Origin of the sequence: Variovorax soli NBRC 106424 (assembly GCF_001591385.1) — a bacterium.
Taxonomy (GTDB): Bacteria; Pseudomonadota; Gammaproteobacteria; order Burkholderiales; family Burkholderiaceae_C; genus Variovorax; species Variovorax soli.
This window is the reverse complement of the sequence record NZ_BCUU01000055.1, coordinates 21,814-35,711: the sequence shown is the minus strand read 5'-3', so window position 1 is coordinate 35,711 and position 13,898 is coordinate 21,814. Positions and strand designations below refer to the sequence as shown.

The 13,898-nt window shown below is 66.7% G+C and carries 16 protein-coding genes and 1 tRNA gene; 5 read left to right on the top strand and 12 right to left on the bottom strand.

The genetic code is table 11. The features are described from left to right. Positions 1–301: 301 nt before the first annotated feature. The 7 genes from VSO01S_RS16465 to VSO01S_RS16435 all read right to left on the bottom strand — a co-directional run bounded on the left by VSO01S_RS16465 (position 302) and on the right by VSO01S_RS16435 (position 7,469). Positions 302–377, bottom strand: a tRNA-Thr gene (locus VSO01S_RS16465). An 11-nt stretch (positions 378–388) separates the two neighbouring features. Beyond that, positions 389–1,402: a class 1 fructose-bisphosphatase gene (locus tag VSO01S_RS16460; protein WP_068643890.1), complete on the bottom strand. Its 1,014-nt coding sequence runs from the start codon at positions 1,400–1,402 to the stop codon at positions 389–391. Between the two features lie 38 nt (positions 1,403–1,440). Next, on the bottom strand, positions 1,441–4,104 hold the full coding sequence (gene pepN / locus VSO01S_RS16455) for an aminopeptidase N (protein ID WP_068643889.1): 2,664 nt from the start codon (positions 4,102–4,104) through the stop codon (positions 1,441–1,443). Beyond that, the gene (locus VSO01S_RS16450; RefSeq protein ID WP_068643888.1) at positions 4,088–4,777 is read right to left on the bottom strand and encodes an HAD family hydrolase; all 690 of its coding nucleotides are present in this window, start codon (positions 4,775–4,777) and stop codon (positions 4,088–4,090) included. Before VSO01S_RS16450 ends, pepN begins: the two co-directional genes overlap by 17 nt. A 12-nt stretch (positions 4,778–4,789) precedes the next feature. Further along, a protein-coding gene (prfB, locus tag VSO01S_RS16445; protein ID WP_153305285.1) for a peptide chain release factor 2 occupies positions 4,790–5,894 on the bottom strand; the annotation gives its coding sequence in 2 pieces (ribosomal slippage) (positions 4,790–5,812 and positions 5,814–5,894; 1,104 coding nt in all). An 84-nt stretch (positions 5,895–5,978) separates the two neighbouring features. Then, positions 5,979–6,362: a hypothetical protein gene (locus VSO01S_RS16440; RefSeq protein ID WP_068643887.1), complete on the bottom strand. Its 384-nt coding sequence runs from the start codon at positions 6,360–6,362 to the stop codon at positions 5,979–5,981. A 189-nt stretch (positions 6,363–6,551) separates the two neighbouring features. Beyond that, entirely contained in the window at positions 6,552–7,469 is a 918-nt protein-coding gene (locus tag VSO01S_RS16435) for an alpha/beta fold hydrolase (protein WP_068643894.1), read from the bottom strand. 57 nt (positions 7,470–7,526) lie between these two features. On the opposite strand from VSO01S_RS16435, the gene VSO01S_RS16430 reads away from it, so the two are divergent. From VSO01S_RS16430 to VSO01S_RS16415, 4 genes are read left to right on the top strand one after another with little or no spacing between them, the layout of a single operon-like run. Continuing rightward, a complete protein-coding gene (locus tag VSO01S_RS16430) occupies positions 7,527–8,606 on the top strand; it encodes an aldo/keto reductase (protein WP_068643886.1) in 1,080 nt (359 codons plus the stop codon). Positions 8,607–8,611: 5 nt separating this feature from the next. Further along, positions 8,612–9,103, top strand: coding sequence for an aminoacyl-tRNA deacylase (locus tag VSO01S_RS16425; protein ID WP_068643885.1), 492 nt, complete (start codon positions 8,612–8,614; stop codon positions 9,101–9,103). A 36-nt stretch (positions 9,104–9,139) separates the two neighbouring features. Further along, a complete protein-coding gene (plsY, locus tag VSO01S_RS16420; protein ID WP_068643884.1) occupies positions 9,140–9,802 on the top strand; it encodes a glycerol-3-phosphate 1-O-acyltransferase PlsY in 663 nt (220 codons plus the stop codon). A 2-nt stretch (positions 9,803–9,804) separates the two neighbouring features. Then, entirely contained in the window at positions 9,805–10,158 is a 354-nt protein-coding gene (locus VSO01S_RS16415; protein ID WP_068643883.1) for a RidA family protein, read from the top strand. A gap of 30 nt (positions 10,159–10,188) precedes the next feature. On the opposite strand, the gene VSO01S_RS16410 is transcribed toward VSO01S_RS16415, so the two are convergent. Together VSO01S_RS16410 and VSO01S_RS16405 are read right to left on the bottom strand one after the other, a co-directional pair. Further along, on the bottom strand, positions 10,189–10,854 hold the full coding sequence (locus VSO01S_RS16410) for a TIGR02281 family clan AA aspartic protease (protein ID WP_084241918.1): 666 nt from the start codon (positions 10,852–10,854) through the stop codon (positions 10,189–10,191). 24 nt (positions 10,855–10,878) lie between these two features. Beyond that, complete coding sequence (locus tag VSO01S_RS16405) at positions 10,879–11,364, bottom strand: YajQ family cyclic di-GMP-binding protein (RefSeq protein ID WP_068643882.1); 486 nt, start codon at positions 11,362–11,364, stop codon at positions 10,879–10,881. A 50-nt stretch (positions 11,365–11,414) separates the two neighbouring features. Here VSO01S_RS16405 and murB point away from each other — a divergent pair, with 50 nt between their 5' ends. Further along, positions 11,415–12,467, top strand: a complete 1,053-nt coding sequence (gene murB, locus VSO01S_RS16400) for a UDP-N-acetylmuramate dehydrogenase (protein WP_068643881.1) — start codon at positions 11,415–11,417, stop codon at positions 12,465–12,467. A gap of 54 nt (positions 12,468–12,521) precedes the next feature. Here the strand turns inward: murB and ppnP are convergent, their stop codons facing one another. The 3 genes from ppnP to VSO01S_RS16385 form a co-directional block, all read right to left on the bottom strand. Further along, positions 12,522–12,848, bottom strand: coding sequence for a pyrimidine/purine nucleoside phosphorylase (gene ppnP, locus VSO01S_RS16395; RefSeq protein ID WP_068643880.1), 327 nt, complete (start codon positions 12,846–12,848; stop codon positions 12,522–12,524). A gap of 33 nt (positions 12,849–12,881) precedes the next feature. Continuing rightward, a complete protein-coding gene (locus tag VSO01S_RS16390) occupies positions 12,882–13,442 on the bottom strand; it encodes a hypothetical protein (protein ID WP_068643879.1) in 561 nt (186 codons plus the stop codon). 77 nt (positions 13,443–13,519) lie between these two features. Further along, positions 13,520–13,888, bottom strand: coding sequence for an arsenate reductase (locus tag VSO01S_RS16385; protein WP_068643878.1), 369 nt, complete (start codon positions 13,886–13,888; stop codon positions 13,520–13,522). Between the last annotated feature and the right edge of the window lie 10 nt (positions 13,889–13,898).

The following is a 13,898-nucleotide window of genomic DNA, read 5'->3' as shown; positions in this document are numbered from 1 at the left end:
GGTTGCCGGCACCGGCTGCTTTTGACCGGTTGGGGGGCGCCAGCAGGCGAAAAAGAGGCTCGGCACCCGAAGGGGCTGCCGGGCCAGCAGATAAGCAATTCCTTTCCACGCAGCGGGGCGACCCTGGGAGTCTCGACCACGCCCACGGGGCTCCGTTCAGGCGGCCCCCTCAAGGGGTGTCAAGCATGCTTTGCCACTTCTAAGGTGGGGCTATGGGAGCAAAAACCTGTACCGGTGGCTACATGACCCCAAAAGCAAAAAGCTCGCTATCGAATCGATAGCGAGCTTTCCTTGCTTTACTTGGTGCCGGAGAGATGAATCGAACACCCGACCTTCTCATTACGAATGAGCTGCTCTACCGACTGAGCTACACCGGCTAAGCCATCGATTATAGCGCGGTGTGATAGCTCGTCACGCGCTCGACCTCATTTTTTGATCCCAGCACCACAGCCACGCGTTCATGCAGCTTGTTGGGCGCCAGGTCCAGGATGCGGTCGGTGCCATTGGTGGCGGCGCCGCCGGCCTGCTCCACGATCCAGCTCATGGGGTTGGCTTCGTACATCAGGCGCAGCTTGCCGGCCTTTTCGGGCTCGCGCTTGTCCCAGGGGTACATGAAGACGCCGCCGCGCATCAGGATGCGGTGCACGTCGGCCACCATGCTGGCGATCCAGCGCATGTTGAAGTCCTTGCCGCGCGGACCTTCCTTGCCGGCCAGGCATTCGCCGATGTAGCGCTGCACCGGTTCGGCCCAGTGGCGCTGGTTGCTCATGTTGATGGCGAATTCCTTGGTGTCGGCCGGAATCTGGATGTCTTCCTGCGTGAGGATGAACGATCCCTGCTCGCGGTCCAGCGTGAACATGGCCACGCCGTTGCCCACCGTGAGCACCAGCGTGGTCTGCGGGCCGTAGATGCAGTAGCCGGCCGCCACCTGCTTGTTGCCGGCCTGCAGGAAGTCGGATTCCTGCACGCCCTGGCCGTGGCCGTTCTCGGGCTTCTTGAGCACGCTGAAGATGGTGCCGATGCTCACGTTCACGTCGATGTTCGACGAGCCGTCGAGCGGATCGAACAGCAGCAGGTACTCGCCCTGCGGGTACCGGTTGGGCACCAGGTGGATGCTGTCCATTTCCTCGCTGGCCATAGCGGCCAGGTGGCCGCCCCATTCGTTGGCCTCGATCAGCACCTCGTTGGCGATGATGTCCAGCTTCTTCTGCACTTCGCCCTGCACGTTCTCGGATTCGGCCGAGCCCAGCACGCCGCCCAGCGCGCCCTTGTTGACGGCCTGGCTGATGCTCTTGCAGGCGCGGGCCACCACTTCGAGCAGAAGGCGCAGCTGCGAAGGAATCGATCCGTCGCTGCGCTGCTGCTCGACGAGGTATCGGGTGAGGGAGATTTTCTGCGCCATGGGCGTCAATCCTTGCTTGGTTTCTTTCAAATCGGGCGTCAGTTGCCCAGCGCGCGGGTCACCACTTCCTGGGTGTCCTTGCTCAGGTCTGGCTTGGCAGCCACGCGGGCAATGGCCTCGCGCGCCGCGCTGCGGTAGGGTTCGGCCAGCTTGCTCCAGCGGTCCAGGCCGCGCGCCAGGCGGGCCGCCACCTGCGGGTTGATGGCGTCCAGCTCCATCACGCGGTCGCTCCAGAACACGTAGCCGGCCGCGTCCGGGCGGTGGAAGGCGCCGGGGTTGCCGTTGCAGTAGTTGAAGATCACGCTGCGCGCGCGGTTGGGGTTCTTGATGGAGAAGTCCGGGTGCTTCATCAGCTGGCGCACCAGCGGCAGGATGTCGCCTCCGCGGTCCGGCGCGCCGGCCTGCAGGGCGAACCACTTGTCGATGACCAGCGCTTCGTCCTTGAAGATGGCGTGGAAGCTCGCCAGTGCCTGGGCGGCCAGCGCATGGCCCGACGACACCAGCGCCTGCAGGGCGTTGAAGCGGTCGGTCATGTTGCCGGCATCCTTGAAGCGCTGCAGGGTCTTGCCGGGCCACACGGTGTCGCCGGACTCGCGGGCGGCCAGGCACAGGTGGGACAGGGCCATGCCCGCCAGGGCGCGGCGGCCCGACGAAGTGGGGTCGGGCTGGTAGGCGCCGGTGTCCTTGTTCTCTTCGTAAGCCTGTTGCCATTCGGCCTGCAGGGCAGAGGCCATGCGCGCGCGCATGGCTTCGCGCACCGTGTGCACGCGCTGCGGATCGACCACGTCCAGCTGCTCGGCGATGTAGGTTTCCGAGGGCAGGGTGAGCACCAGTTCCTTGAAAGCAGCGTCCAGCTTCGGGTCGCGCAGCAGGCTGCGCATGGCGCCGATGTAGGCCTCGCTCAAGGCGCTGCCCGCGCCCTCAGCGGGCGGCGCCGTGATGGCGGCAATGGCGGCGCGCAGCGCCAGGCGCTGGCCGGCTTCCCAGCGGTTGAAGGGGTCGGCGTCGTGCGCCAGCAAGGCCAGCAGCTGCTCGTCGCTGTAGTCGTGGTCCAGGATCACCGGCGCGCTGAAGCCGCGCAGGATCGAAGGCACCGGCTCGGCGTCGATGTTGGAGAAGGTGAAGCTCTCGGCCGCCTGGGTCACGACCAACGTTTGCGTGGCCGCCAGCTCGCGGCCGTCGGCGCCGACCAGCCCCACGTTCACCGGAATGACGAAAGGCAGCTTTTCCGACTGGCCGGGGGTGGGGGCGCAGCTTTGTTCGAAGTGGAGGGTGTAGCTGCGCTCCTCGGCGTTGTAGCTGCCGCGCGCCGCCAGGCGCGGCGTGCCGGCCTGGCTGTACCAGCGCTTGAACTGCGGCAGCAGGCGGGCCAGGTCGGAGTCGGAGTTGGCGTCGGCAATGGCCTGGGCGAAGTCGTCGCAGGTCACGGCCTGGCCGTCGTGGCGCTCGAAGTACAACTTCATGCCGCGGGCAAAGCCCTCGCGCCCCACCAGCGTCTGCATCATGCGCACCACCTCGGCACCCTTTTCGTAGATGGTGACGGTGTAGAAGTTGCTGATCTCGATGTAGCTGTCGGGCCGCACCGGGTGCGCCATGGGGCCGGCGTCTTCCGGGAACTGCGCGGTGCGCAGCACGCGCACGTCCTCGATGCGCTTGACCGCGCGTGCCGACGCATCGGCGCACAGGTCCTGCGTGAACTCCTGGTCGCGGAAGACCGTCAGGCCCTCCTTCAGCGAAAGCTGGAACCAGTCGCGGCAGGTGACGCGGTCGCCGGTCCAGTTGTGGAAGTACTCGTGGCCCACCACGCTTTCGATGTTGCCGTAGTCGGCATCGGTGGCGGTGGCCTGGTTGGCCAGAACGTACTTGGTGTTGAAGATGTTCAGGCCCTTGTTCTCCATGGCGCCCATGTTGAAGTCGCTGGTGGCGACGATCATGAAGCGCTCCAGGTCCAGCGGCAGGCCGAAGCGAGCCTCGTCCCAGACGATGGAGCGCATCAGCGAGTTCATGGCGTGCTCGGTCTTGTCCAGGTCGCCGGGGCGCACGAACACCTGCAGCAGGTGGTCCTTGCCGCTGCGGGCCTGGATGCGCTGCTCGCGCGCCACCAGCTTGCCGGCCACCAGCGCGAACAGGTAGCTGGGCTTGCGGAACGGGTCAACCCACTTGGCGAAGTGACGGCCTTCGGGCAGCTCGCCTTGCTCCACCAGGTTGCCGTTGGACAGCAGCACCGGGTAGTCGGCCTTGCTGGCGCGGATGAGCACCGTGTAGCTGGCCATGACGTCCGGCCGGTCCAGGAAGTACGTGATGCGGCGGAAGCCCTCGGCCTCGCACTGGGTGAAGAAGGTGTCTTCACTCACGAACAGGCCCATCAGCTTGGTGTTCTTGGCCGGCTGGCAGGTGGTGAACACTTCCAGCTCGAAGTCGTCGGGGAGGTTGTCGAGCACCAGCTGCTCGCCTTCCATGCGGAAAGAGGCGCCCTGGCCGTTGACCAGCACGCGGGCCAGGTTGAGTTCGTCGCCGTCCAGGCGCAGCGGCTGGGCCGGCACATCGGCATTGCGGCGCAGGCGCATGCGGTTGAGCACGCGGGTCTTGGCCGGGTCCAGGTCGAACGTCAGCTCGACCGTGTCGATCCAGTAGGGCGGCGCCGTGTAGTCCTCGCGGCGGATGGCCACCGCCTGGCCCTGTGCATCATGCAGTTGCAACATCGAGTGTCTCCAGAAAATTCGTTGTGGCTAGTTCTTCGTAGTCGCGCACCGTCGCGATCACGTGCGCACCGGCGAGTTCGGCAGCGGAATGGGTGCTGCAGACAGCCACGGCCCGCATGCCGGCGCGGCGCGCGGCCTCGATGCCGAAGGGTGCGTCCTCGAACACGATGCAGCGCTCGGGCGCTACGCCGAGCCGGCGGGCCACTTCCAGGAAGATTGCCGGTGTGGGCTTGCCAGAAAGCCCTTCATCGCCGCCGACCATGACTGCGGGCGTCGGCTCCATTGCGAGCCTGGCCATGGCGAAGGCGATGTTGTGGCGGTCGCCCGCCGTGCCGACGCCGATGCGCAGGCCCCGTGCATGCGCGGCCCGCGCAAAGCTGCGAAAGCCTGCAACCTCCGCAAACACCGGGGCGAAGAGTTCGCGGTAGATGGACTCCTTCTCGGCGACCAGAACTTCGCACTCGGACTCGGCCAGCGGACTGGCGAACACCTCGCGCATGCACTCCACGCCGGTGCGGCCGGTGGTGCGCGCGAGGATTTCCTCGGCGGACATCGCCAGCCCGTGCCGGCGCGCGAACTCCACCCAGGACTTGGCGTGCCAGGGCATGGAGTCGATCATGGTGCCGTCCATGTCGAAGATCAGGGCCTGAACGGACTGCGGGGGCGTGCTCATGCGGTACTGTGCTCAAACGCCTTGCTTGAGCGAAGCCTCGATGAAGGCGTCGAGGTCGCCGTCCAGCACCTTCTGCGTGGCCGAGATTTCGACGTTGGTGCGCAGGTCCTTGATGCGGCTGTTGTCCAGCACGTAGCTGCGGATCTGGTGGCCCCAGCCCACATCGGTCTTGGTGTCTTCGAGCTTTTGCTGCTCTTCCATGCGCTTGCGCATCTCGTGGTCGTACAGGCGCGAGCGCAGGCGCCGCCAGGCGACGTCGCGGTTGCTGTGCTGGCTGCGGCTGTCCTGGCACTGCACCACGATGCCGGTGGGCATGTGCGTCAGGCGCACGGCCGAGTCGGTCTTGTTGATGTGCTGGCCGCCCGCGCCGCTGGCGCGGTAGGTGTCGGTGCGCACATCGGCCGGGTTGATCTCGATCTCGATGGAGTCGTCGATTTCCGGATAGACGAACACGCTGGCAAAGCTGGTGTGGCGCCCGCCCGACGAGTCGAAGGGCGACTTGCGCACCAGGCGGTGCACGCCGGTTTCGGTGCGCAGCAGGCCGTAGGCATATTCGCCCTCGATCTTGATCGTGGCGCTCTTGATGCCGGCCGTGTCGCCGGGCGTCTCGTCCTCGATCTGCGTCTTGAAGCCCTTGCGTTCCGCATAGCGCAGATACTGGCGCAGCAGCATGCTGGCCCAGTCGCAGGCCTCGGTGCCGCCAGCGCCGGCCTGGATGTCCAGGAAGGCGTTGGCCGGATCGGCCGGGTTGTTGAACATGCGGCGGAACTCGAGCTTCTCGACTTCCTCGGCGATGCGCGCGGCATCGTCCGCAATGGCCTGCAGGCCGGCGTAGTCCTCGTCGGCGCGGGACATCTCGTACAGCTCGGTGTTGTCCGACAGCTCGCTGCCGATGGTGTTCAGCACGAGCACGACGGAGTCGAGCGCCTTCTTTTCCTTGCCCAGCTCCTGGGCCTTCTTGGGGTCGTTCCAGACCGCCGGATCTTCTAGCGCAGCGTTGACCGTGCGCAGACGCTCTGCCTTGGCATCGGCGTCAAAGATACCTCCGGAGATCGACCGTCCGCTGGCTCAGGTCCGCCAGGGTTGCGCCGATCTGGTTGATTTGCTCTGCATCCATGTGAGTGTCCTGCCTGGTGTCTTGGAGAAACCTGACATTTTCGCACGGGGCAGGGCAGGCCGCTCGGGCGGCCCGAGGGGCGGCTCAGAAGCGGCGGTTGTACGAGAACATGAGGCCAGCGCCGCCCAGCAATTCGACCTGGACAGCGTCGGTGGACGTGAGGCGCCAGCCCAGCGCCGGCACGATGATCGGGGACCAGCCGTTGCTGTTGAGCGGCACCTTGTCTTCGTAGGGGGCGACGTAGCCGTACATGATGCCGGCCACCACCTTCAGGTAGAGGGCCGGCTGGTTGAACAGGTTGTTCCATATGTAGCCCACGTAGGCGGTGCCGGAATCCTGGCCGAACGAATTGCTGAAGTAGGCCGCGCCCCAAAGCCAGTTGTCGGCCCGGTGCCGCTCCAGGCCGATCAGCCAGGCGTATTTGTGCTCCGGGTCGTTGCTGAAGTGGTAGACGTAGGGTGAGACCATGAGCTCCCATCCGGCCTCGGTGGGAGTCGGGGGCGAGCTCGCTTGCTGTGCCGAAGCGGGTGCCGAAAGCATGGTTGCGCAAAGGCCCAAGAGCAGGCCAGCCGCGCGAAGGCGGTCAAGGATGGACTTCATTGTGGGAAAGGGTGCCCCCTGGTGTTGTTCTTCCCACGAATTGTGTCAGACGAACATTCAGTTTCTTTTCAGGAAACCCTCGATGAGTCGCGCGACCTCGTCGGGCCGGTCGTGATGCATCATGTGGCCCGCATCTTCCATGCGCGCGAACTCCAGCCGCGGCACCGCGCGCAGACGTGCGACGAAGTCGTCGTCGATGCCGCGCTTCTTCCAGGTCTGCAGCACGCCGTCTGCCGCTTGCACGGCCAGGACCGGGGCCGCGATGGCCTTGTTGAGCTCTAGCGCCTCGTCCACCCGGTACAGGTTGGCATTGACGATCTTGTGCGCCGCATCGCCCAGGATGCGCCAGGCGGGCGAGCCGTCGGCGCGGGTGGTGGGGGCTGCCCAGTGCGTTGCCAGCCAGTCGGCCTTGTCCTGCGGCAGGCGCGGGTTGGTGCGCATCAGCCGGCGCGCCACGCCGGCGGCTTCGGGGTAGGTCTGCAGGTCGAGCTCGCCGCGCTGGAGCGACTTGAGCTCGTCCATCCACTTGGCATAGCGGCCCGGTGCCTGCTCGGGCTGCGTGCGCGGCATGCCGAAGCCTTCCAGGTTGACCAGGCGCCGCACGCGCTGCGGCCTGGCGCCGGCATAGAACATCGAGATGTTGCCGCCCATGCTGTGGCCCACGATGTCGGCGGGGCGGTCTTGCAGGTAGTGGTCGAGCAGGCCGTCCAGGTCGGCCAGGTAGTCGGGGAACCAGAAGTTGTCGGCACCGCGCGAATCGGTCAGGCCGAAGCCGCGCCAGTCGGGTGCGATCACCGGGCGGTCGGTCGTCAGCGCATCGACCACGAACTGGAACGAGGCGCCGACGTCCATCCAGCCGTGCAGCATGACGATCGGGTCCTGCCCGCTGCCCAGGTCGCCCCAGATGCGGACATGGTGTTCGAGCCCCCGCAAGGGAATGAATTCGCTGTGGCTGAGGCGGCGTGGCTGGTACATGCGGGCAATCATAAGCAGCCCTGCGCGCCGGGTTGCGCCTTCCTAGAATCGCCGGTCATGACGACGAATTCCTTCAGTCCCAACGTTTCTCTCGGCCAGAGCGATCTGCGCGTCACCCCCATCTGCCTGGGCACCATGACCTTCGGCGAGCAGGTGAGCGAGCCCGTGGCCCATGCCGTTCTCGACCGGGCGCTCGAGCGCGGCATCAACTTCATCGACACCGCCGAGATGTACTCGGTGCCGGCGCGGCAAGAGACCTGCGGCGCCACCGAGACCATCATCGGCAACTGGTTCGCGAAGAACCCGGGCGCACGCGCCAAGGTGGTGCTGGCGACCAAGGTGGCCGGCCCTTCGCGCGGCATGCCCTGGGTGCGCGAAGGCAGCGGCATGACGGCCGCCGACATCGTGGCCTCGTGCAACGCCAGCCTCAAGCGCCTGCAGACGGACGTCATCGACCTCTACCAGATCCACTGGCCCGAGCGGCACGTGCCGTCCTTCGGCTCCATGGTCTACGACCCGAAGCAGGAGCGCTCGGTCACGCCGATCCTCGAGCAGCTCGAGGCCTTCGCTGGGCTGGTGAAGGCGGGCAAGGTGCGGCACATCGGCCTGTCGAACGAAACGCCTTATGGCGTGCACGAGTTCGTCCGCCTGGCCGAGCAGCACGGCCTGCCGCGCGTGGCCACGGTGCAGAACGCGTACTGCCTCATCAACCGCACGATCGAAAACGGCCTGGACGAGACCATGCACCGGCTGAACGTTTCGTCCATTCCCTATTCGCCGCTGGGCTTCGGCCTGTTGACGGGCAAGTACGACGCGGGCGGTACCGAAGGCCCGGATGCGCCCAAGGAAGGCCGCATCGCCCGCTACGAGTCGGTGCGCAGGCAGCGCTGGGGCCGTGCCGATGCGCTCAAGGCGGCGCGGCGCTACAACGCGCTGGCGCGTGAACATGGCCTGACGCCCGTGCAGATGGCGCTGGCCTTCTGCTACACCAATTGGCGCGTGGCCAGCACCATCATCGGCGTGACCAGCGTGGCGCAGCTCGACGAGGACCTCGACGCGTGGGGCACCGCCCTCTCGCCGGAGTTGATGGCCGAGATCGACAAGATCCGCTGGGAAATGCGCGACCCCGCGGTCTGATCGCGATGGGCAAGAAGGCGCACGTCTCGGAAACGCCGGCCACGCAGCTGCTGCGCCAGCACCAGGTCGAATTCACCGAGCATCCCTACGAATACCTCGAGCACGGCGGGGCGCAGCACAGCGCGCAGGTGCTGGGCTTCGACCCCTTCACGGTGGTCAAGACGCTGGTCATGCAGGACCAGGATGCCAAGCCGCTGATCGTGCTGATGCACGGCAACCGCACGGTGTCGACCAAGAACCTGGCGCGGCAGATCGGCGCGAAGTCGGTGGAGCCCTGCAAGCCCGAGGTGGCCAACCGGCACAGCGGCTACCTGGTGGGCGGCACCTCGCCCTTCGGCACGCGGCGCCAGATGCCGGTGTACATCGAGTCGAGCATCCTCGAGCTGCCGCGCATCGCCATCAACGGCGGGCGCCGCGGCTACCTGGTGGGCATCGACCCGCAGGTGTGCGTGCGCCTGCTCGGTGCCAAGCCCGTGCAGTGCGCGCTGGCAGAATAGCCGGCTTCTTTCCTGTCACCCGGCCCGGAGCGCGCCTTGAGCTTTCTTGCACCCTCGTCCCTGATCGCCATCGTGGCGTCCTACCTGCTGGGCTCGCTGTCCTTTGCGGTCATCGTGAGCAAGGCGCTGGGCATGGACGACCCCCGCAGCTACGGCAGCAAGAACCCGGGCGCCACCAATGTGCTGCGTTCGGGCCGCAAGGGCGCGGCGCTGGCCACGCTGCTGCTCGATGCCATCAAGGGCTGGCTGCCCGTGTTCCTGATCGTGCGCTATGGCCCGGCCCACGGCATGGGCCTGGACACTGCGGCGCTGGCGGGGCTGGCCGCATTCCTGGGGCACCTGTACCCGGTGTTCTTCCGCTTCCAGGGCGGCAAGGGCGTGGCGACGGCGGCCGGCGTGCTGCTGGGCATCGCGCCGCTGCTCGGCCTGGCCACGGGCGTCACCTGGCTCATCATCGCCATCTTCTTCCGCTATTCCTCGCTGGCTTCGCTGGTCGCGGCCTTCTTCGCGCCGGCCTACTATCTGCTGGGCGGCGGCATCGCCTGGCCGCTGGATGCGGTGGCACTCGTGGCCCTGGTGATCATGAGCCTGCTGCTGGTGTGGCGGCATCGCGAGAACATCCGCCGGCTGCTGTCCGGCACCGAATCCAAGCTGGGCGCCAAATCCAAGCCGGCGCCCGAGAACGCAAAAGGAAACTGATCATGGGAAGCCTCCAACGCTTTCATGTGGGCCCGCGCCTGTCCGAGACGGCGGTGCACAACGGCACCGTCTACCTGGCCGGCCAGGTGCCCGACGACCTCAGCAAGGACATCAAAGGCCAGACGGCTGAAGTGCTGGGCATGGTCGAGCGCTTGCTGAAAGAGGCGGGCAGCGACAAGTCGCGCATCCTCATGGCGCAGATCTTCCTGAAGGACATCAGCGAGATCGGTGCGATGAACGAGGTGTGGGACGCCTGGATTCCGGTCGGCAACACGCCGCCGCGCGCCACGGTGCAGGCGCTCATGGCCAAGGACGGCTATCGCATCGAGATCGTGGTGACCGCCGCCCAGCTGTAGCGGCCGCCTGGCGCTTTTCCTGCGCCGGCTTCAGTAGCGCTTTTGCAGCACCATCTGGTCGCCCTCGCGCTGCATCGAAAAGCGGTTGATGAAGCTGTTGCCCAGCAGCACGTAGGGCATGGGCTGCTCGGACACGAGAGCATCGACGTCGTAGACCTCGACGTCGCCCACGCGCACCGTGTTGAGCCTCACCCGAAAGGCCCGGCCCACGCCATTGGCGGTGTTGATCTGCACCGGACTCGACTTCTTGTAGTCGAGCCCGATGCGCAGCGCATCGGCCGCCGAGATGGACACCAGCGTGGCGCCGGTGTCGACCATGAAGTTGACCGAGCGGCCGTTGATGGCGCCCGCCGTCATGAAGTGGCCGCCGCTGCCGGCCGGCAGCACGATGCGCGAACCGTTGGCGCCGCCGCCACCGCCGCCGCCCACGCTCGCCGGCTGGTCCATGCGCAGGGTGGTGCGCTGGCCGCCCACCTCGACCACCGCCTGGTCGCCCTGCACCGACACCACCTTCACGCTGCCCAGCTTCTCGCCGGCCGCCACCGTGCGCGGCGCGGCGCCGTCCACAATGAGGATGGCGCGGTTGCCGATGGTGCCGGTGAGCATCACCGACTCGGCCCAGACCGACGAAGGCGCCAGGCCGGCTGCCATGGCCAGCGGGAGGAGGGTGGCCAGGAGCGGGCGTTGGGGGCGCATCGTGTCGGGTGGTATCGGCTTTTTTCAGTCGCGGAAGTTGTTGAAGGTCAGCGGCAGGTCGGCCACGTCCTTGCGGATGAGGGCCATGGCGGCCTGCAGGTCGTCCTTCTTGGCGCCGGTGATGCGCACCGCATCGCCCTGGATGGCGGCCTGCACCTTGAGCTTGCTGTCCTTGATGAGGCGGGTGATCTTCTTGGCCTGCTCGGCCTCGATGCCGCTCTTGACCTTGAACACCTGCTTGACCTTGTCGCCGCCGATCTTCTGTACCGCGCCCTTGTCCAGGAAGCGCACGTCCACGCTGCGCTTGGTGAGCTTGTTGCGCAGGATGTCCTCGATCTGCACAAGCTGGAAGTCCGCATCGCCGATGAGGGTGATTTCCTTGTCCTTGAGCTCGACCGCGGCGGCCGTGCCCTTGAAGTCGAAGCGTGTCGCAATCTCCTTGGAGGTGTTGTCGACGGCGTTCTTGACCTCGGGCAGGTTGGGTTCGCAGACGGTATCGAAAGACGGCATGGGAAGCTCTCCAGGGGCGCACGACTGTTGTTGAATGAGACAATTCTCCCATGATCGTGGAGCAAAACGTCCCGCTGCAACCCTACAACAGCTTCGGCATCGTGGCGCGTGCGCAGCAGCTGGTGCGCGTGCACACCCAGGCCGACGTGGCCGAGGTGCTGGCCGACCCGGCCTGGCGCGACGTGCCCAAGTTCGTGCTGGGCGGCGGCAGCAACATCGTGCTCACGGGCGACGTCAAGCCGCTGGTGCTGAAGGTGGAGATCAAAGGCCGGCGCCTGCTGCAAACCACCGAGCGCGCGTGGATCGTGGAGGTCGGCGCCGGCGAGGTCTGGCACGACACCGTGCAATGGATGCTGTCGCAGGGCCTGCCGGGCCTGGAGAACATGGCGCTCATTCCGGGTACCGTGGGCGGCTCGCCGGTGCAGAACATCGGTGCCTACGGCGTGGAACTGCAGGACCGCTTCGAGTCGCTGGACGGCATCGACCTGCAGACCGGCCAGCCATTCACGCTCGACGCGGCCCAGTGTGCATTCGGCTACCGCGATTCGGTGTTCAAGCACACCAGCACCGGCCCCAACGGACTGGGCCTGGCGGGCCGGGCCCTGATCACCCGCGTGCGCTTTCGGCTGCCGCGGCCCTGGAAGCCGGTGCTGGGCTACCTCGACCTGGAACGCAAGATGGCCGAGACGGGCAATGCCGCGCCCAGCCCGCAGGAGATCTTCGACTGGATCGTCGCCATTCGCCGCGCCAAGCTGCCCGATTGGCGGGTTCTCGGCAATGCCGGCAGTTTCTTCAAGAACCCGACAGTCACGCCCGAGCAGTGCGCCGACATCATCGCGCGCGACCCGAAGATCGTGCACTACCCCATGGACGACGGCAGCATCAAGCTGGCGGCCGGCTGGCTGATCGACGCCTGCGGCTGGAAGGGCAAGTCGGTGGGCAATGCCGGCGTGTACGAAAAGCAGGCACTGGTGCTGGTCAACCGCGGCGGCCACCAGAACCCGGTGACGGGCGGCGAGGTGATGACGCTGGCCAAGGCCATCCAGACCAGCGTGTACGAGCGCTTCGGCATCCGGCTGGAGCCGGAGCCGGTGGTGGTGTAGGCGCCAAATGAAAAAGCCACCCGGGGGTGGCTTTTTTCGTTGGTGCCGGCCGGATCAGCCAAAGTGGCAGATGTAGCTGTAGGGCTCGCCGGTGACGCGGATCTGGAAGCTCGAGTTTCCCGGCACGCTGAACTTTTCGCCCGCGCCCGCGCGCAGCCATTCGTTGCTGCCGGCCAGCTGGTATTCGCAGCTGCCCGCCGTGCCTTCCATGATCTCGGGGGCGCCGGTGTTGAAGGTGAGGGTGGAGGGCAGGATCACGCCCACCGACTTCTTCGTGCCGTCGGCCAGCACCAGGCTGTGGCTGACGCACTTGCCGTCGAAATACACATTGGCCTTGGTGGCCACGCTCACGTTGCTCAGGTTGGGGGTAGGGGTGCTCATGCCCGCAATTCTAGGGGCGCAGGTGGGCGCCGCTCAGCGCCAGCCGCGGCCGCCCCGGTAGGAGCTGTAGCCAAAGTTGAGCGAGACGCCCACGGGCGGGTAGGCGGCATAGGGATAGCCGTAGTAGCCGTAGGCGGGCGGGGCATAGACGGGCGCCGGGGCAGGGTAGACCACCGGCGGCGCCGCATAGACCGGGGCGGGCGCCACGGCGCCGCCGCTGTTGCCCGAAAGGACCACCCCCGGCTCGGGATTCACGTTGCGCCACGGCTCGGCATTGCCGTAGTTGGCCGGCGGGGCCTCGTCCTGATACGGCTGTGCGGGCTGGGCCGCCATCACGCCCATGGGCGAGAGCTGCAGCTGGATGTAGTCGCCGGGCGGCGCGTCGGTGCGGGTGGTGTACTGCCGGCCCGCATATTCGTAGGTGACGGAATAGCTGGTCAGGCCGTCCGGCGTGCGGATCGGCGTGCTGGAGATCACGCGGGCCTCTTCCACATGCTGCTGCGCGCCGGCTGCCGCGCTGCCGAACAGGGCCAGCGCACCCAGCAAGGCGGCGCCGAGCAGCGCAGTGGATGGAGAAAGCTTCTTGTCGGTCATTCGAATGTCCTTGTTCGGTTGGGCATCGGGCCTCCGGATGCGTCTTGGAGGCGGGGCGGCCCGGTGGGTTCAGTCCTTTACCTCGCCTTTGCAGCCGCCAGGCCTTCCCAGGCCTCGGGGTCGAAGCCGACGGTGGCGTCCTTGCGGCCGGGCCACTGGACGACCGGCCGCTTGATGAGGCTCGGGTACTCGATCAACGCGCGACGCGCCGAAGCGTTGTCAACCACCGACTCGCGTGTGGCGTCGTCCAGCCGCCGCCACATGGTGCCGCGCCGGTTGACCAGCGTCTCCCAGCCGGCCGAGGCCAGCCAGCGGTCCAGTTCCGCCTGCGGAACGCCTTGCTTCTTGAAATCGTGAAAGGTGTGGTCGATGCCGTGATCGGTGAGCCAGGCGCGGGCGCGCTTGACGGTGTCGCAATTGGTGATGCCGTAGACAGTGGTGCTCATGGCGATGAAT